Origin of the sequence: Bacteroides sp. Ga6A2 (assembly GCF_000702225.1) — a bacterium.
Classification (GTDB): Bacteria; Bacteroidota; Bacteroidia; order Bacteroidales; family Bacteroidaceae; genus Ga6A1.
In genome coordinates, this window is record NZ_JNKX01000007.1 from 128,248 (window position 1) to 145,304 (window position 17,057).

The 17,057-nt window shown below is 46.2% G+C and carries 15 protein-coding genes; 8 read left to right on the forward strand and 7 right to left on the reverse strand.

Going from position 1 to position 17,057, the window contains the following annotated elements:
* Nucleotides 1-72 precede the first annotated feature (72 nt).
* The 3 genes from T538_RS0101415 to T538_RS0101425 are packed head-to-tail and all read left to right on the forward strand — an operon-like array spanning nt 73 to nt 3,251.
* Nucleotides 73-924, forward strand: coding sequence for a peptidylprolyl isomerase (locus T538_RS0101415; RefSeq protein ID WP_031535433.1), 852 nt, complete (start codon nt 73-75; stop codon nt 922-924).
* The gene (locus T538_RS0101420; protein ID WP_031535435.1) at nt 921-2,159 is read left to right on the forward strand and encodes a M16 family metallopeptidase; all 1,239 of its coding nucleotides are present in this window, start codon (nt 921-923) and stop codon (nt 2,157-2,159) included. The genes T538_RS0101415 and T538_RS0101420 overlap by 4 nt, the downstream gene beginning before the upstream one ends.
* Nucleotides 2,160-2,162: 3 nt before the next feature.
* The gene (locus T538_RS0101425) at nt 2,163-3,251 is read left to right on the forward strand and encodes a hypothetical protein (RefSeq protein WP_031535437.1); all 1,089 of its coding nucleotides are present in this window, start codon (nt 2,163-2,165) and stop codon (nt 3,249-3,251) included.
* A 129-nt stretch (nt 3,252-3,380) separates the two neighbouring features.
* On the opposite strand, the gene T538_RS0101430 is transcribed toward T538_RS0101425, so the two are convergent.
* The gene (locus T538_RS0101430; protein ID WP_031535439.1) at nt 3,381-4,700 is read right to left on the reverse strand and encodes a GTP-binding protein; all 1,320 of its coding nucleotides are present in this window, start codon (nt 4,698-4,700) and stop codon (nt 3,381-3,383) included.
* A gap of 210 nt (nt 4,701-4,910) precedes the next feature.
* Here T538_RS0101430 and T538_RS0101435 point away from each other — a divergent pair, with 210 nt between their 5' ends.
* From T538_RS0101435 to T538_RS0101450, 4 genes are all read left to right on the forward strand, one after another.
* Nucleotides 4,911-5,606, forward strand: coding sequence for an RICIN domain-containing protein (locus T538_RS0101435; protein ID WP_081835042.1), 696 nt, complete (start codon nt 4,911-4,913; stop codon nt 5,604-5,606).
* 16 nt (nt 5,607-5,622) lie between these two features.
* Nucleotides 5,623-6,102, forward strand: coding sequence for a C-GCAxxG-C-C family protein (locus T538_RS0101440; RefSeq protein ID WP_031535443.1), 480 nt, complete (start codon nt 5,623-5,625; stop codon nt 6,100-6,102).
* A 3-nt stretch (nt 6,103-6,105) separates the two neighbouring features.
* Nucleotides 6,106-7,383 carry a histidine-type phosphatase gene (locus tag T538_RS0101445; protein WP_031535445.1) on the forward strand — a complete coding sequence of 426 codons (1,278 nt, stop codon included), beginning with the start codon at nt 6,106-6,108 and terminating at the stop codon, nt 7,381-7,383.
* Nucleotides 7,384-7,514: 131 nt separating this feature from the next.
* Nucleotides 7,515-8,063, forward strand: a complete 549-nt coding sequence (locus tag T538_RS0101450; RefSeq protein WP_155992939.1) for a hypothetical protein — start codon at nt 7,515-7,517, stop codon at nt 8,061-8,063.
* 23 nt (nt 8,064-8,086) lie between these two features.
* Here the strand turns inward: T538_RS0101450 and T538_RS0101455 are convergent, their stop codons facing one another.
* Nucleotides 8,087-8,635, reverse strand: coding sequence for a nitroreductase (locus tag T538_RS0101455; RefSeq protein ID WP_031535448.1), 549 nt, complete (start codon nt 8,633-8,635; stop codon nt 8,087-8,089).
* 114 nt (nt 8,636-8,749) lie between these two features.
* Here T538_RS0101455 and T538_RS17490 point away from each other — a divergent pair, with 114 nt between their 5' ends.
* Nucleotides 8,750-11,065 carry a family 43 glycosylhydrolase gene (locus T538_RS17490; RefSeq protein ID WP_197025806.1) on the forward strand — a complete coding sequence of 772 codons (2,316 nt, stop codon included), beginning with the start codon at nt 8,750-8,752 and terminating at the stop codon, nt 11,063-11,065.
* 25 nt (nt 11,066-11,090) lie between these two features.
* Here T538_RS17490 and hemW read toward each other — a convergent pair whose 3' ends face one another.
* From hemW to T538_RS0101485, 5 genes are all read right to left on the reverse strand, one after another.
* Nucleotides 11,091-12,230: a radical SAM family heme chaperone HemW gene (gene hemW / locus T538_RS0101465; protein WP_031535452.1), complete on the reverse strand. Its 1,140-nt coding sequence runs from the start codon at nt 12,228-12,230 to the stop codon at nt 11,091-11,093.
* 27 nt (nt 12,231-12,257) lie between these two features.
* Nucleotides 12,258-13,778, reverse strand: coding sequence for an Lcl C-terminal domain-containing protein (locus tag T538_RS0101470; RefSeq protein WP_031535454.1), 1,521 nt, complete (start codon nt 13,776-13,778; stop codon nt 12,258-12,260).
* A 2-nt stretch (nt 13,779-13,780) separates the two neighbouring features.
* Nucleotides 13,781-15,169, reverse strand: a complete 1,389-nt coding sequence (glmM, locus tag T538_RS0101475) for a phosphoglucosamine mutase (RefSeq protein ID WP_031535457.1) — start codon at nt 15,167-15,169, stop codon at nt 13,781-13,783.
* Nucleotides 15,166-15,762 carry a DUF4827 domain-containing protein gene (locus T538_RS0101480; protein ID WP_051655796.1) on the reverse strand — a complete coding sequence of 199 codons (597 nt, stop codon included), beginning with the start codon at nt 15,760-15,762 and terminating at the stop codon, nt 15,166-15,168. Before T538_RS0101480 ends, glmM begins: the two co-directional genes overlap by 4 nt.
* 207 nt (nt 15,763-15,969) lie before the next feature.
* Nucleotides 15,970-17,013 (reverse strand): DHH family phosphoesterase, encoded by a 1,044-nt coding sequence (locus T538_RS0101485; protein WP_031535461.1) that lies wholly within the window; start codon nt 17,011-17,013, stop codon nt 15,970-15,972.
* Nucleotides 17,014-17,057: the final 44 nt, after the last annotated feature.

Consider the following 17,057-nt stretch of genomic DNA (forward strand, 5'->3'; position numbering starts at 1 on the left):
AAATAGCCGCCACTTCTGCCGCACTTTTTAAATTATTTTTATATTTTCGCAAACCGAAAAAAGAATTGTAAAATGAAAAAAATATTTATATCACTTGCCGTAATTATTGCATGCCTTGCAGCAGGCAGTTGCGGCAACAAAAAGAATCCTATGGAAGAAAATCTGACAACTGTACTTATCGAGACATCGAAGGGAAATATCAAGGTTGCGTTGTACGACGAAACTCCGCTTCACCGCGACAATTTCATAAAACTCTGTTCTAACGGTACTTATGACGGAGTTCTGTTTCACCGCGTCATCGGCGACTTTATGATTCAGACGGGCGACCCTGACTCTAAGAACGCAAAGCCGCACGAACTTCTGGGCGGCGAAGATCCCGACTGCTCTACCATTCCGGCAGAATTCCGCTTTCCGCAATACTTCCACAAGCGCGGAGCGTTGGCTGCTGCCCGTCAGGCCGACAGCGTAAACGCAAAGAAGGAATCGAGCGGCACCCAGTGGTATATCGTTACCGGAAAGAAGTACAAGCCCGAACAACTTCGCGAGTACGAAATAAACATGGACTTGGACAAGAAGATGAAGCTGATTGAAAAGGGCAAGAAGGAAAGAATGAAAGAGATTTTCCAACTGCGCAAGGAGGGCAAGAAGGAAGAGGTTCAGAACATCTACGAGCAGATTGAAGACAACGCTCAAATGGAGGTTGCAAAGCATCCTTTCATCCGCTTTCCGCAGAGCATCATAGACACTTATGTAAACGTGGGCGGATGTCCGTTCCTCGACAGCCAGTACACGGTCTTCGGCGAAGTTCTTGAAGGCATGGACGTGGTAGATGCCATTCAGTATGTAAAGACCGACCAAGCAAAACGACCTCTGGAGGACATCAAGATTATAAAAGTGACAGTTAACAAACCAAGCAACAAGTGATTAAGATTAACAGACATACGCTCGACAATGGTCTCGAAATGATTCATTTCGAAGACAAGAGCACACAGATGGTGGCTCTGAACACGATGTACAAGGTTGGCTCTCGAAACGAGAGTCCCGACCACACAGGCTTTGCCCATCTGTTTGAGCATCTGATGTTTGGCGGCTCGGTAAATATTCCGAATTTCGACACGCACATCGAAAATGCCGGAGGCGAAAACAACGCGTGGACAAACACCGACCGCACCAACTTCTACATAACCGTTCCACGTAACAATGCCGAGACGGCCTTCTGGCTCGAATCCGACAGAATGTTAAGCCTCGCCTTCACGCCAAAGAGCCTCGAGGTTCAGCGCAACGTGGTTATGGAGGAGTTCAAGCAGCGCAACATAAACCAGCCTTACGGCGATGTGGGACACCTGCTGCGCTCGCTCATCTACAAAAAACATTCGTACCGCTGGCCTACCATCGGACTAAAACTTGAGCATATTGCAAACGCCACGCTCGACGATGTAAAGGATTTTTTCTTCCGATTCTATGCGCCAAACAATGCCGTTTTGGCAATAACGGGCAACATAAGCTTCGACGAGGCACGACGCCTTACCGAGAAATGGTTCGGACCAATTCCGAGCCGAACCATCGACACAACTCAGCCGCCACGCGAGCCTCAGCAAACCGAGGAGCGACGATTGGAGGTTGAACGCGACGTGCCATTCGACATGATTACAATCGGAATTCCTATTTGCAGCGTTACGGATGCCGAATATCCAACACTCGACAGCATAACCGACATTCTGACAACCGGTCAGTCGGCTCGAATGATAAAGAATCTTGTGCAAGAAAAGCAGATTTTCTCGCAGGTTGACTGCTACCTCATGGACACGGTCGACCCGGGATTCCTTACCGTGATGGGCAGACTTAACAAGGGCATAACATTCGATACTGCCGAGACCGAGATTTGGGGCGAATTCGACAGACTGAAGACCGAACTTGTAGGCGACTACGAGTTGCAAAAGGTCAAAAACAAATTCGAATCAATGCACATAATCGAGAACGAGAGCTATCTGTCGCTTGCCACAAACATAGCCTTTGCGGCCTCGCTTGGCGATGTTGAGCACTTTAACCGCGAAGTACCAAACTACTTGGCTGTTACAGCCGACGGCATAAGAGAACAGGCACGCAATCTTTTCCGCCACGAAAAAAGCAACACCGTTCTTTACAAAGCAAAATCCTAAACTATGTGGAAAGAAACTAAAGTTGTAAAAGACGTAAGGCATTTTTATAGTTTTGATGCCAGATACGGAGTGTATGCCACTACTGATAAAGACGGTAATTCTATTCTCTATATCAATGGCAAGGAAATTCCGATAAGGGAAGTTGGTCATATCAGAAGTTATGAAGACAAAGTTGTCGTTCAGGTTGATGATGGCAAATGGCATTATGATGCTATGCTTTTTACCAAAGAAGGTGAACTTCTGAATATTGTAAATGATACAATTTCTATTACTAGTGATACAAATCCTCACTACCTGAATAATTGTAAAAGAATAGGATTAACAAGGTATTTTAATCTTGTAGATATAGAAACTGGTCGTGTTATATTCAAAGAGGGTATTTTAGAAAGGTGTCCTGTCGTATTCAATGATATGATTTTCTCAAACAGAGACAATATCATTACACGCTATGACTGGGACGGCAGCATTATGTGGCAGCATAACTACGAGCCAGACTTTAATGTAACTATAGACCTTGGCTTTGTACTTGAAGGTGTCTGTGGCGGTAAACTTTGGGTAAAATCAAAGCATGACAGACATGAGATACTCCTTGCCATAGATGTAAATACGGGCGAACTTGTAAAGGCTTTTTCTGATTCCGAAGAAGATACAGATTTGCCACATTGCACTTTGTGTATAAATGAAGTTTTCTTGAATCAAGAAAACGGACAGGTAATGAATGTGTATGATTGTGTTTCGGTAATTGATTCAAACACATTGAATATCATTGATTCATTCAATCCAAAAGAAGAGTTTGAAAAAGGTACAGAAACAGAAACAAAAGTCTATTATATAATAGGCAGCAATTTGTGTGCAAAGTACATAACTTATTTGTGTAAGTTTAGGGATGGTGACCAAACTCCTTCTGGCTTTTTTGTCTACAATACCGAGACAAGGCAAATAGAATTCTCGACCAGAATGTTTACCCCAAAAGAAAGAAGCAGAGGACGTGGATGGACAAACAGTTATGCCATACAATGCTATGGCACAGGTATAATTTGTGCTCACGAAGGAAGAGATTGGCTTCACATCTTCGAAGATGTAAAAGAGTAGCAACACATTGTTGACTATATCCAAAGTTCCAACTTTCGTTTGGTTCTCAAATCTCGGCATCAGAAAAAGAAAAAAGGAAAAATACCATTTCAAGCATTTCTCCTTTTTTTCTATTTCTGAAAATATCTATCAATCCAAAATCAAGCACTCGTCGAGAGCCTTTACAATCTCCTCCTTGTCGAGGTGCTGACCAATGAAAACAATCTTCTGCATACGGTCGCCGTACTTCTCGTCCCAGTCGCGTTGCAATCCCGGATTCTTAGCCATAAAGTCTTCCAGCTCGTCCTTTGGCATTGTAGCGTACCACTGACCGCAGTTCTGCATAGAAACCTGCTTTCCAGCCTGCTCAAACAAGTAGCAGACATCATATTCTGTCTGGAAATAGCAAATTCCCTTTGCACGGATAATATTCTTAGGCCACTTTTTAGCCACAAAATTGTCGAACTTAACCATGTCCATAGGCTTGCGGCGTAGATATACGAACGTACCGATGCCGTATTCCTCTACCTCGCCACCCTCGTGGCAATGGCAATGGTCGTGATGGTGATGATGATGTCCGCACTTCTCGCAAACCTCGCCATCCTCATCATCGTCGTCATCGTGATGATGGTGATGCTCGTGCTCCTCGTCGTGGTGATGATGCTCCTCATCATGCTCGTGGTCGTGATGATGGTGGTGTTCTTCTTCCAACTCGTGCTCCATAGCCTCTTCGTCCATAGGCTTTTCAATCTCGGTCATCCACGCGGCAGACGTAGCCACCTCGTTAAAGTTGAACATATTGGTATTCAGAATCTTGTCAAAATCAACATCGCCATAGTTCGTCTCAATTATCTGAGCCTTTGGCTGAAGAGCGTGAACCACTTCCTTGACTCTCTGCAAGTCGGCAGGAGCGACCTCGGCAGCCTTGTTCAACAAAACGATATTACAGAACTCAATCTGCTGAATTACAAGATTTTCGATATCCTCCTCGCCTATCGATGTAGCCAACAGACTGCTTCCGCTTCCGAATTCGTCCTTCATGCGCAGAGCATCGACAACCGTAACGATGCTGTCGAGTTTAGGAATTCCGCCCTCGCTATACTTAGGGTCCATGCGCGGAATTGAACAGATAGTCTGGGCAATTGGCGCAGGCTCGCAGATTCCGCTTGCCTCGATGACGATGTAGTCGAAACGCCCCTGAGCAACGATGTCGTGCAACTGCTGAACCAAATCCATCTTCAGCGTACAGCAGATACAACCATTCTGAAGAGGCACAAGACTGTCGTCGGTTGAGCCAACAACTCCGCCCTTCTGAATAAGGTCGGCATCGATGTTAACCTCGCCTATATCGTTTACAATAACCGCGAATTTTATACCTTTTTTGTTCGAAAGAATACGGTTCAAAAGAGTAGTTTTGCCGCTTCCCAGATATCCGGTTAGCAGCAAAACCGGAACTTCATTATTATTCATAATCAGAAAAAATTTTATACATTTAATCTGAACGTATCAAATTTTATGCCAAAGAGTATTTTGATATGTTTTTTTATCATGTCAATAACACTCCTGAAATAATCTGCCAAAACGCAAAAGCATTTTGACAACTTTTATTATGTCGGACGCTTGCAGAATGTATTTTTTTAATATTTTTGCAAAATAACCAATTTAAAACATTTAAAGACTATGAGTGCAAAAAGTTTATTCGCCCTACTGCTTTGCGGTATGACATTAGTGGCTAACGCCGAGACAAACATTCAGAAAGTGCATGGATATGAGAAGCAGAAGCATCATCAGCAGCATGCCAATCCGCCTCACCATCACCAGCAGAAACATCATCAAAGAGGAACGGTTATCTATCCAAGCGACGGATACTACCTTCTTTCAACAAACTGCAACAATTCATACTACATCTCTATGCGTGCCGGAATCAGCGGAAACAGAATCGGCCTTGACGACCGCGAAGAACCACTCTACATCAAGCGCGTGGGCGACTATTACTACATCTACGACGATGCTAACAAGGGTCTCGCCCTCGACCTCAACACCGGAAAGGCTATCAACGGCGGAAGAATACAGTTCTACATTCCTAACGCATCGAATGCGCAGAAGTGGAGATTCATTCAGTATCCCGACGGAAGCGTGGTGATTGAGAGCGCACAGGACAGCAGATACGTTCTCGACGTTCCGCAGAGCTACGCATCAAGAGGAACACGTATCCACTTGTATCAGTACAACGGAAACAGCAATCAGAGATGGACTCTGAAAAAATATACTGGCCAGTTCCGCCTCGACAGAAATCACAGAAAGGACAACTATCGTCCTACTCCTAAACCTGTGGTAAGACCTGTTGAAGTTTCGGCAGGACACGGCAGAAAATAAAAATCTATAAGAAGATATGACTAAACAAGAAGCAGACGAAAGAGTACAACTTGCCGTAGAAACCTTTATGCAAGGCTACGGCTGCTGTCAGAGCGTGATTTGTGCGTTTGCCGACATCTACGGCATTGACAGCACAACGGCAAAAAAGATTGGAGCAGGATTTGGCGGCGGCGTGGGACGCATGAGAATGATGTGCGGAGCCGTGTCGGGAATAGTAACACTCGTGGGACTTGACTGCGGACAGACCGAAGGCAGTGACCGCGAAGGAAAAGCAGCCTGCTACAAGGTTGTACAAGATCTGCTTGGAGTTTTTAAACAGCGTAACGGCTCGGTGATTTGCGCCGAGCTGTTAGGCCTTAACGGCTGCCCCGTGGTTAAGAATACCTACATTCCCGACCAGCGCAATGCCGAATACTACAAGAAACGTCCCTGCGCGCAAAAAGTCGAAAGCGCTGCAAGGGTATTTGCCGAATATCTTTTAACCAAACAACAATAATCGATGAGAAAATTTTTATCTTCTGTAATACTCACAGCACTTACAATCAGCGCAAGCGCACAAGAGTCGGCATTGGCTGAGATAACATCAAACAGACTTCTCTGCGCAAGCAACTACGTTGCGTATCAGGCACCAAGTCAAAAACTTACGCCTGCGCCAAAGGGCTACGAGCCGTTTTACATCAGCACCTACGCACGCCACGGCTCACGATGGCTCATCAACGACAGTCAGTACTCAGGCTTGATAGAAAAACTGAGTGCAGCAAAAAAATACGGCAAACTTACGCCAAAGGGCGAGGAGGTACTGGACATCCTCAAAGAGTTCTACAAGACAACCGAGAAGCGACTTGGCGACCTTACTCCTGTTGGCGAACGCCAGCATCACGGCATCGGAAAGCGTATGACACAGAACTTTCCCGAGGTCTTTAGAGGCAACGCACAGGTCGATGCACGCTCTACTGTTGTTATCAGATGTATGCTGAGCATGGTTGCCGAGTGCGAGGAACTTGCAGCATTCAACCCGAACATCAGAATACATAACGATGCGAGCCAGAAATTTCAGCGATACCTAAACCAGAGCATCACACCAAAGGTTGCCGAGGCGATGAAAGGCATAAACGAGATTCCAGAGACATACCGTCAGAAATGGGTTGACCCAGAGAGATTTGTATCTCAACTGTTCAACGACAAGAAATACATCTCCGACAACATCAACTCGCATAGCTTGATGCAGAATTTCTTCGACGTTGCAGGAAACATGCAGAGCCATGATGTAAACTACTCGCTACTCGACCTCTTCACTACCGACGAGTGCTACAATCTTTGGCGAATAAAGAACATCAGTTACTATCTGCGCTACGGAAACTCAAAGTACAACAAGTTCGAAGGCCCGTATCATCAGTACAATCTGCTCGAAAACATCATCGAAACCTGCGACACGATTGTGAACAACCGTTCGTTCAACGGCGCAACAATGCGATTCGGCCACGAAGTCTGCCTAATGCCGCTTGTAACTCTTCTCGAACTTGGCGACTACGGTAAGACATTCGACGACCTTGACAAACTCGACGAGCATTGGCGCAACTACAAGATTTATCCGATGGCATCGAACGTACAACTTGTGTTCTTCCGTCCAAAGAAAGGCAACGGCGACATCTTGGTAAAGGCTCTACTGAACGAGGTTGAGGTCAGTCTGCCAGCAAAGACCGACACCTATCCTTATTACAAATGGAGCGACCTTGCCGAATACTATCGCAACAAACTGAAGAATTATTCAAAATAGCCGAAAAAAAATAGTTTGGGTAAGGTTGAAAGGCTTTACCCAAACTTCACAAAAACATCAGTCAATCTGTATGCCCAAAACAATCTGAAATCATAAAACTACATACTTTTTATAACTTAAACCTCAAACTAATGATTTGTAAACTAACATTCTTAATGACCGCAGGTCTGCTTACGATGCAAAACATAAATGCACAAGCACCTGCCGATTCGTGCCGCAGCAACGAGGCCGACTCTATGCGACATTTCATCGTCGTAAACGTAGAAACTGGCGTGCCGTTACGCGACATTATTGTCTACACCGACGACAAGCAAAAGACGAAGAGCATCTGGGATGGCACATTCTCACTACGCAACAGTTTCAAGAGCATGACGCTCACCCATCCCGCCTACGAGAAACGCGTTGTCTACAAAGACAATATAAGAAACGACACAATTTTTCTGCTTTCAAACTCCTATGCGCTGGACGAGGTCGTCATCTACGGACACTCAAACAGCATGAACCGAAAGTTCGATTTTTCGAAGCCGAAACATGACATAAAGATGATGCAACAGATACAACAGGGTGTCAATGTCGGAGCCTTATTAGGCCTTGTTTCCCATGAACTTTGGGGCAAGAAAATTCAACACCGCCAGAATCTGAAAAGACAGAAACGAAAAGCGTTGATTGAAAACTATTGATACAAAAAAATGGGTAAAGCTAATCACTTTACCCATTTAATATAATCGTCCTTTCGTGCAACCTGAGGCTTCAGCGCATCGTCGGCGGCATAGCCTACAATGCAGTTGCCAATACCCTCGTACTCGTCGGGAATTCCGAGTTCGCTAAGAATCTGCTTGCCCTCCTCGGTCTCAAAGGTTTCTTTGGCACGATGAATCCAACATGAGCCCAAGCCAAGGCTGTGAGCGGCAATCATCATGTTTTCCATTACCAGAGAGCCATCGTAAACACGGGTTCCAATCTCTTTCTTTGCAAGAACAACGAGAACTACCGGCGCACCGTAAAACGGGTCGGAATGTCCAGAAGAAGTTTTCAGTCCTCTGCCTGTAACGATGTCGAGATTTATGCGGCTCAGGCGGTCGCGCATCTCCTTGTTAGTAACGGCAATGATGATGGCAGACTGCTTGTTCATTCCCGAAGGAGCGAATGTTCCGGCTTTCACAATCTCTTCGACAAGTTCTGTCGGGACAGCCTTGTCTTGATACTTTTTCACACTTCGGCGTGTGACGATGTTCTTAATAGTTTCATTCATATTATTTTTGTTTTTTGCTGTGCAAACTTAACATTTTTCAGCAGCAAGACCAAAGGCTTAGACAAGAAATGTTTATTTTTGCATTCATTACTTTTTATAACCCTAATGACAAAAATGAAACTGAAATCAGCACTTCTGCTGTCGGCACTTGCCATGACAACCGCAAATGCCGTGGCACAGAATCAGAATCCGATAATAAACAGCATGTACAGCGCCGACCCTTCGGCAAGAGTTTTCGGCGACACTCTGTGGGTTTATCCGAGCCACGACAAGGACGACGCACTTTCGTTCTCGATGGAAGATTATCACACATTCAGCACAACAGATATGAAAACGTGGACAGACCACGGCGTGATTTTCAATCCAACAAAGCAGACGAAATGGGCGAAAAAAGCGGCTTGGGCTCCCGACTGCATCTGCCGAAACGGAAAATACTATCTGTACTACCCCACCGACAAGAAACACATCGGCGTGGCGGTTTCAGACCGTCCCGACGGACCATTCCGCGACCCGCTTGGGCATCCGCTCATTTCAATAGATTCTCCGGGAGTTGTGTGCGACAGAGATTTCATCGACCCTTGCGTTTTTATCGATGACGACGGTCAGGCATATCTCTTCATGGGGCAGAACACAGTTTGCAGCATCAAACTAAACGAAGACATGATTTCGTACGACGGAAAGGTTCACATCATCGAGGGCGTGAAGGATTTCTTCGAGGCGGTGTGGGTTCACAAGCGAAACGGAATCTATTACATGTCGTATTCCGACGGACCTTTTCACGGTCATGAGCCGCAGATTGCCTACTGCACAAGCAAGTCGCCGCTCGGTCCGTACACCTATCAGGGCGTGATTCTCGACCCTGTGAACAGCGGAACGAATCATCATTCAATCGTAAACTACAAGGGCGAGGATTATCTGTTCTATCACACCGCCGACATCAGCAAATATCTGCACGACGGTTTTCATTGCGGAGTGCGCCGCTCGGTCTGCTACGACAAACTAAATTACAATTCCGACGGAACAATCTGCAAGGTTTCGCCAACGCTCAATGCCGAACGCGTGCATCTGAAAGGTGTTTCGGGCAAGCGTCAGCAAGAACTCATCGCCGCAAGCATCAGCACTCCGAAGATTTCTGACAAGACATTCAGTCTGCCGCAAAACGCTTCGAGAAAAGTTCTGCAAAAAATGATTGACGATTGCAGCAAAAACGGCGGCGGAACAATCATCGTTCAGCAAGGAACGTACAACATAAAAGGAAGCATCGAACTGAAATCGGGCGTGAGACTGCATCTGAAAGACGGTGCAAAAATCGTTTTCAGCCCAAAGGCCGATGATTACCTGCCTGCCGTGCTCTCGCGATGGGAAGGCACGGAAGTCTACAACCGTTCGTCGATGATTAGGGCTTACAATCAGAAGAATATCGCCATAACCGGCGAAGGGAACGCCACTATAGATGCCAACGGAGGCGAGATGGCGCGCTGGGGAATGCCTATGGATACGAAAGATTTCAAGGAGAACATTCACGGAACACACGGCGAAACGCCCGAAAAAGCCGATGTTGACAGGCTAAGACAGATGGGCGACGACCTTGTGCCGGTAGAAAAGCGAGTCTTCGGAAAGAATACGCATCTGCGTCCGTGCGCCATCGAGTTCAATTCGTGCTCACAGATTCTGATTGATGGCATCACACTGAAGAATAGTCCGTTTTGGTGCATCCATCCGCTTTATTGCGAGGATGTTACAGTGAGAAACGTGACCATCGACTCGCATTTTCCAAATAACGACGGATGCGACCCGGAATCGAGCAAACGCGTTCTGGTAGAAAACTGCACGTTCCGCACAGGCGACGATGCCATCGCAATAAAATCGGGGCGCGATGCCGACGGCCGGCGTGTTGCCCGACCATCAGAAATGATTGTAATCAGAAACTGCAAATTCTACAGCGAATGTAACGGATTGTGCATCGGCTCAGAGATGTCGGGCGGCGTAAGAAACGTTTTCATGAGCAACATCGAAATTGGCAATGTAAAGAACGCTCTTCTCTTTAAATCGAACCTCGACCGCGGCGGATTCATCGAGAACGTATTCGTTGATTCAATCAGCATAAAATCGGCAGCCGGAGCCGTTCTGCGATTCGAGACGAACTATTTCGGCTATCGAGGCGGCAACTTTCCAGCGCGGTATTCAGACTTCAGCATAAGCAACGTCAAAGCAAGAAAAGCCGAAGCATACGCCATCTACCACGACGGCAACGATGCCGAGCCGATAAGAAATATCAAGGTCGAGAATTTTGAAGTTGAAAAGGCTGGGCACGCCCATTATCTTTTCAAGACGAAAGATTGCAAGTTTGTAAACTGCAAGGTTAACGGAAAGAAAATTGACGAGCAACCTACTGAAGATACAGAAAGAAAGCAATGCGATGTGTGGTGACGGAAAACGTCATCACACTTCTTTTTTACACCCACATGAGGTCGCTCATAACATCATCGCTCACAAAAATGCCTTTCCGAGTCAGTTTCAGATAACTATCGTCGTCTCGTTCGGCAATCTCAAGCAAACCGTTTGAGAGCGATGTTCGAGCCATCTTCATACAATAGTCCGAAAGTTCTGTACCGAACTGCAAACGCATCTGGGCAAACGGCACGCCAATGCTCGTGCGTAAAGCCGTCATCACAAAATCGTTGTATCGCATGTACAAATCGAGTTCCTCGACCTCACAATTCAGCGTGCCAGACTCTACGCCGTCAATATAGCCATCGAGCGAAGCCACATTCCACTGGCGCGACCGTCCGTCGAAACTGTGTGCCGACGCTCCGCAGCCCAAATAAGGCACACCATGCCAATAACTGCTGTTATGACGCGAAAACATATCGGGATAGCAGAAATTGCTTATCTCGTAATGCTCATAGCCAGCCGCCGCACTCTTATCAATAAGCATTTCGAACATCGCCACGCTCAAATCCTCAGCCACCTCGCTAACCTTGTGTTGCTGATAAAGTTTATAGAGCGGCGTTCCTTCCTCGTACATCAAATGATAAGCCGAAAGATGCGGCACATCGAGCGAGAAAGCCGCGTCCAAATCCTTCTTCCATTCCTGAAGCGTCTCTCCCGGAAGTCCGTAAATCAAGTCGATGCTGATGTTTGCGATTCCTGATTTCTGCAAACGTCTGACAGCCTCGACAGCCTGCGCGGCAGAATGTCGGCGGCGAAGTCGCGTAAGATGCTCATCGCTGAAACTCTGAACACCCATACTCACGCGATTGAACGCAAGACAGCGCAATCCGCCAACATATTCTTCATTCAAATCATCGGGATTACATTCTATCGTAACCTCGGCATTCTTGCTGACTTCAAAAATCGAATAGATGCAGTCTAGAATCTCAGCCAACTGAGAGACAGATAGTTGCGACGGCGTTCCACCGCCAAAATAGATAGTCTCTACATGTTCGCCGTGCAGATAATCCTTCCGCAGAAGAAGTTCTTTCTTTAGCGCACGGACATAAGAAACCGTCCTGTCAGCATCGGTCGTTGAATAGAAATCGCAATAGATGCAACGACGCTGACAGAACGGTATGTGAATATAAATTCCAGCCATTAAAGTGGCAAAAATTACACTTTTTTCTTAGAATTTCAGAACTGGACGCACGTTGTGTGTGCTGGTCTTGTAGCAAGCAAAAATGTTCGCGCTTGTGTAAGAGAATGCCCACGCATGACTGTCGTCGTATTCTGATGACGACCAATATGACTGGTCGCTCAGATTGATGTATGGCGACTGCTTGGCATGGCTGATGACTCCGTTCTTCTCCTGAAGATAAACCATCAGCAACTCGCCCATACTTGGCAGATACCAGTTGAGTGAAGCAAGTCCGTCGTTACGGCTATTGTATCCAGCAGCATAATATGTACTGCTTGTGAAATACTGCGCATGGTCGTCGCCCGCAAAATCAGAGATACAGCCCTGCTTTGGCCACAACGCGATGTTGCTTGCGTCTGAAATTTCGAGTTTGTTCTCTGTTGAATAATAAACACCTGCCTGACCTTTGTAGAATGGAAGGAATGCCGTATTCTTTGTTCCGTCTACTGTTGTATAGTCGGCGATTGATGTGTTCTCAACCTTCGCACTCCAACGGTAAAGGGTTGAATTGTTCAAATCCTTTATGGCAACCACACAGCCCGATGAAGACTCTGTAAGATTCTGATCAATCTCGCCATTTGCGTTTGTAAGCGCATATACGATGCCCACACAAGTACGGTCGGCATTCAGAACAGAACTTGTTGAACCGTCGCTGTAATAGTAGTCGCCCACCTTTGCCTTGGCTATAGGCTGACAAGTGAAGACTTCAGTATCATAAACCTTTCCTGCCTCGTAGGTCGTTACTTCAGGCTGAATAGCCTCGTATCTGTCGCCATTCTTTGTCATCACAGTAAAGTGAAGTTGAACAAATGTGGCTGGGAACATCGACATGTAGATTGTTCCCGTAACTCCATCGGCATTTGTCATCGAAACACTTCCTTCGGTTGAACTTGAAAAGCCACCTGTGCTCATGCGGAACACTCTTTTTGAGTACATCGTTCCGATTTCTGATGATGCAACAACGCTTACGATGTCCTTTATCGGCGTAACACCGTCGGTTGTGAACATCCATTTAACCACTCCGGTAATTGCACCGAGTTTGCGAGCCGAATAAGCCGTCTGCTCGGTATATGTTACGTTGAGCGTATCTTTTGCCCACGCATACATATATTTGTGCAAGTCCTTAGCCGTTCCAAGTTGTTCCATTGCGCTGAGAGTCTGCGTAAGCGTGTCGCTTGTATAAGCATTCACCGCCGATGCAGGATAGAACAAAGCCATGCGGTCGTTTTCGTAACCACCGTACAATCTGCCCGAAAACTCGCCGTTTCCGTCGTTCGTAAGGATTGAGCGGTTAATGGACGTTGTAAGGTCGAGCACACACACCTGTTCTCCGCCACTCAAAGTGCCCGAAAGGATTGTCGGATCGCTTGATGCTGCATTTTCATACACAGGCATGGTTACCGTTATCTTGTAAGGGCAATCCCATCCCTCATCATCATGACAACTTGTAAAAGCAACAGCACAGAGCATCAGAAGTGCTCCGAAAAAAGGTTTAAGTCTAAAAATCATTATTATTTTGTCATTGAATAAACTATATCCATAATCTTCTTGCCCAGTTCGTCGGCAGCCTCCATTGTCGAAGCCTCTGAATAGACACGGATAATCGGCTCGGTATTGCTCTTGCGCAAGTGAACCCACTTGTCGGCAAAGTCAATCTTAACGCCGTCGATGTCGTTCACCTCCTCGTCTTTGTAAAGGTTCTTCACCTTCTCGAGAATAGCGTCTACATCGGTGTCTGGAGTAAGGTCGATACGGTTCTTGGCAATGAAATATGGAGGATAGGTTGCACGAAGTTCGCTCACCTTCATCTTCTTGTGTGCCAAGTGGCTGAGGAACAAGGCGATTCCAACAAGGGCATCGCGTCCGTAATGGCTTTCTGGATAGATAACTCCGCCATTTCCCTCTCCGCCGATAACAGCGTTTGTCTCCTTCATCTTTGTTGTTACGTTAACCTCGCCAACGGCAGCAGCGTTATATTCGCAGCCATACTGACGTGTAACGTCTCTCAAAGCGCGTGTTGAACTAAGGTTGCTAACAGTATTTCCCGGAGTGTGCTGAAGAACGTAGTCTGCCACAGTTACGAGAGTATACTCCTCGCCATACATTGTTCCGTCTTCGCAGATGAATGCAAGTCTGTCAACATCAGGGTCAACAACGAATGCAACATCGTGCTCGCCCTTCTTCATCAGATTCATGATGTCCGAAAGGTTCTTCTCCAACGGCTCTGGGTTATGCTGAAAATCTCCTGTTGCCTCGGTATAAAGCCCAGTAACGGTCTCGACGCCCAACTGCTTCAGAAGTTTTGGAAGAATGATTCCTCCAACGCTGTTTACTGTATCTATTGCAACCTTGAAGTTTGCCTTTCTGATGGCTTCGACATCAACAAGTTTAAGAGCGAGAACGCTGTCGATGTGCTTCTGGTCCATTGTATTGTCCTCAGTATATTTGCCAAGATGGTCAACATCGGCAAATGCAAAATCCTCTGCTTCAGCAATGCGAAGAACTTCTTCGCCTTCCTGCTTGTTAAGGAACTCTCCGTGCTCGTTGAGGAGTTTGAGGGCATTCCACTGACGTGGGTTGTGACTTGCCGTAAGAATGATGCCGCCGTCGGCGCCAAGCATTGTTACAGCCAATTCGGTGGTTGGTGTTGTTGCAAGACCGATGTTAACAACATCGAATCCCATTCCCATGAGAGTTCCGCAAACAACGTTCTTTACCATCTCGCCAGAGATACGAGCATCTCGGCCTACTACGATTTTTCCCGATTGAACCTTGCTTGTCTTGCGTATAAGAGTAGCATACGCCGAAGTAAACTTTACAATGTCAAGAGGGTTCAATCCTTCTCCTGCGGCACCGCCAATTGTTCCGCGGATGCCCGAAATTGATTTGATTAGTGTCATAATCCTGCTTCGTAAGATATTTCATAATATGTAGGGTACACACTCTGCGATGCAGCCTGCGTGCCCTGATCGTGAGGTACTATAAGGCGAACTTCCGCCAAGTCGGCGGTATTTCTTCCAAGGTTTATATAACTCAGCGGAATCATCCACGCCGTTGGAACAGACGTTCCGTACGACGATGAATAATAGCTGTACATATATCCAGATATGAACGAGCCTGTAAACGTTGTTCCCGAAAGAGAAACGGTAAACTTGTCTACGTTCGATGCGCTGAAACGGTTTGTCAGAATTGTATCTCCCGACTGGATGTTATACTCCAGAAAACGTGCAAGAACGGTTTTCGAATCGCCGCTCTGCATCTTAGCGCCCTCTCCCTTTCGTACAATTTGCATGTAGACACCAGTACTTCCGAGAAGCACAAACTCGTTTTTGCTAACATCAGTTGTCGAATCCTTGGCTATAAACTCAGCCTGACTGATAACGTTTATAGGTCCTTCGACAAAATTGTTCGACACAAGAAAGGAATTTATCGCATCCTTTTCTTTTTCCTTTAAGTCGGCATAGCTCACAACATCGTTACATGCCGTGAACATTAAATTTCCAAATAGTAGGATTAGGTATAAAAAACTTTTTTTCGCATTATTTTTGAATAAAATCGTTGCAAAAATAATAAACTCATCGAAAAAGACAAAATTCTGCAACGCTAATTAACGCGCACAGCCCGAAAAAGTGCGATAGCACAAAAAGCCATCGTATCGTCGGGATTTTCAGAATCTCGTTTTTGAGGCCGAAAAAGACGGCTATCTCGCCTTCAGCATGTCCTCGAACTTGATGAGTGCTTTGTTGAATACTTCGACTGCCTCTTCCATAGAGCAGTGAAGTTCGCCGCCCGATGCCCTGGCATGTCCTCCGCCGTTAAAGCATGCGGCAGAAATCTCGTTGCACTTGATGTCGCCAAGTGAGCGGAGCGACACTCTGATGGTGTTCTCCTTCTCTGTATCCTCGCGCAGAAAGACCGAGAAATTTATGCCTTTAATAGACAGCGGAATGTTCACATTGCCCTCGGTATCGCCCTTTATGCAACCGTATTCCTTGAATTCTTCTTTCGTAAGAGTCTGAAGGGCTGCTCCAAATTCGGGATAAAGTGTGAGATTGTCTTTCAGCATGTGCCCCTGCATTCGGTAGCGCGATTCTGTTCCGTTCATAAAAAGTTCGTTATGAACCTCGTCGCGGTCGATGCCTTTTTCAATAAGCATGGCAATGGTGGTAAACACCTCACTTCGGTTGCTGTTGTAACTCAACTCGCCGGTGTCGGTCATCATGCCGATATAGAGCGACTTGCACGTATCAAACGAGAGTTTGTCGTACTCGCCCATCGTCCAGAGAATGCGGAATACGAGTTCGCAAGTCGAACTCATCTCGGGATAAGAGAAAACCAAGTCGCACAAATCGTCGGGATCAAGATGATGGTCAATCATTATCTTGTACGCCTTTGCAGCGGCAATTTTCTCGCCCATATCTGTTATTCGGCTCTTGCTGTTAAAGTCGAGGCAGAAGATGAGGTCGGCAGCCTTTATCATCAGGTCTGACGCTTCGGGACTTCTGTCATAACGAAGATGGTCGTGCGATGAAGGTACGACCTTCAGAAAATCCGGCATCTGATTTGGGAAGATAATGGTTACGTTCTTCCCTATCTGACGCAGATATGCAGCCAGTCCGGTTGCCGAACCTACGGCATCGCCATCGGGCGAAACATGCACACAAATGACAACATTGTTAGCCTGTGAAATCTTTTTCCTTAGAAGTTCGATGTTCTGCGCATCGAAGATTGAATCGTTGAACATTATGTATTTTACGTTAAAATCAAAAAAAGCGGTACAAACATACC

Bases quoted from the DNA above. Each gene is read 5' to 3' on its own strand.
- T538_RS0101445 (WP_031535445.1), top strand. From the start codon at position 6,106: ATGAGAAAATTTTTATCTTCTGTAATACTCACAGCACTTACAATCAGC.
- hemW (WP_031535452.1), bottom strand. From the start codon at position 12,230: ATGGCTGGAATTTATATTCACATACCGTTCTGTCAGCGTCGTTGCATC.
- T538_RS0101455 (WP_031535448.1), bottom strand. From the start codon at position 8,635: ATGAATGAAACTATTAAGAACATCGTCACACGCCGAAGTGTGAAAAAG.
- T538_RS0101470 (WP_031535454.1), bottom strand. From the start codon at position 13,778: ATGATTTTTAGACTTAAACCTTTTTTCGGAGCACTTCTGATGCTCTGT.
- glmM (WP_031535457.1), bottom strand. From the start codon at position 15,169: ATGACACTAATCAAATCAATTTCGGGCATCCGCGGAACAATTGGCGGT.
- T538_RS0101480 (WP_051655796.1), bottom strand. From the start codon at position 15,762: ATGTTCACGGCATGTAACGATGTTGTGAGCTATGCCGACTTAAAGGAA.
- T538_RS0101430 (WP_031535439.1), bottom strand. From the start codon at position 4,700: ATGAATAATAATGAAGTTCCGGTTTTGCTGCTAACCGGATATCTGGGA.
- T538_RS0101435 (WP_081835042.1), top strand. From the start codon at position 4,911: ATGAGTGCAAAAAGTTTATTCGCCCTACTGCTTTGCGGTATGACATTA.
- T538_RS0101485 (WP_031535461.1), bottom strand. From the start codon at position 17,013: ATGTTCAACGATTCAATCTTCGATGCGCAGAACATCGAACTTCTAAGG.
- T538_RS0101425 (WP_031535437.1), top strand. From the start codon at position 2,163: ATGTGGAAAGAAACTAAAGTTGTAAAAGACGTAAGGCATTTTTATAGT.
- T538_RS0101440 (WP_031535443.1), top strand. From the start codon at position 5,623: ATGACTAAACAAGAAGCAGACGAAAGAGTACAACTTGCCGTAGAAACC.
- T538_RS0101415 (WP_031535433.1), top strand. From the start codon at position 73: ATGAAAAAAATATTTATATCACTTGCCGTAATTATTGCATGCCTTGCA.
- T538_RS17490 (WP_197025806.1), top strand. From the start codon at position 8,750: ATGAAACTGAAATCAGCACTTCTGCTGTCGGCACTTGCCATGACAACC.
- T538_RS0101450 (WP_155992939.1), top strand. From the start codon at position 7,515: ATGATTTGTAAACTAACATTCTTAATGACCGCAGGTCTGCTTACGATG.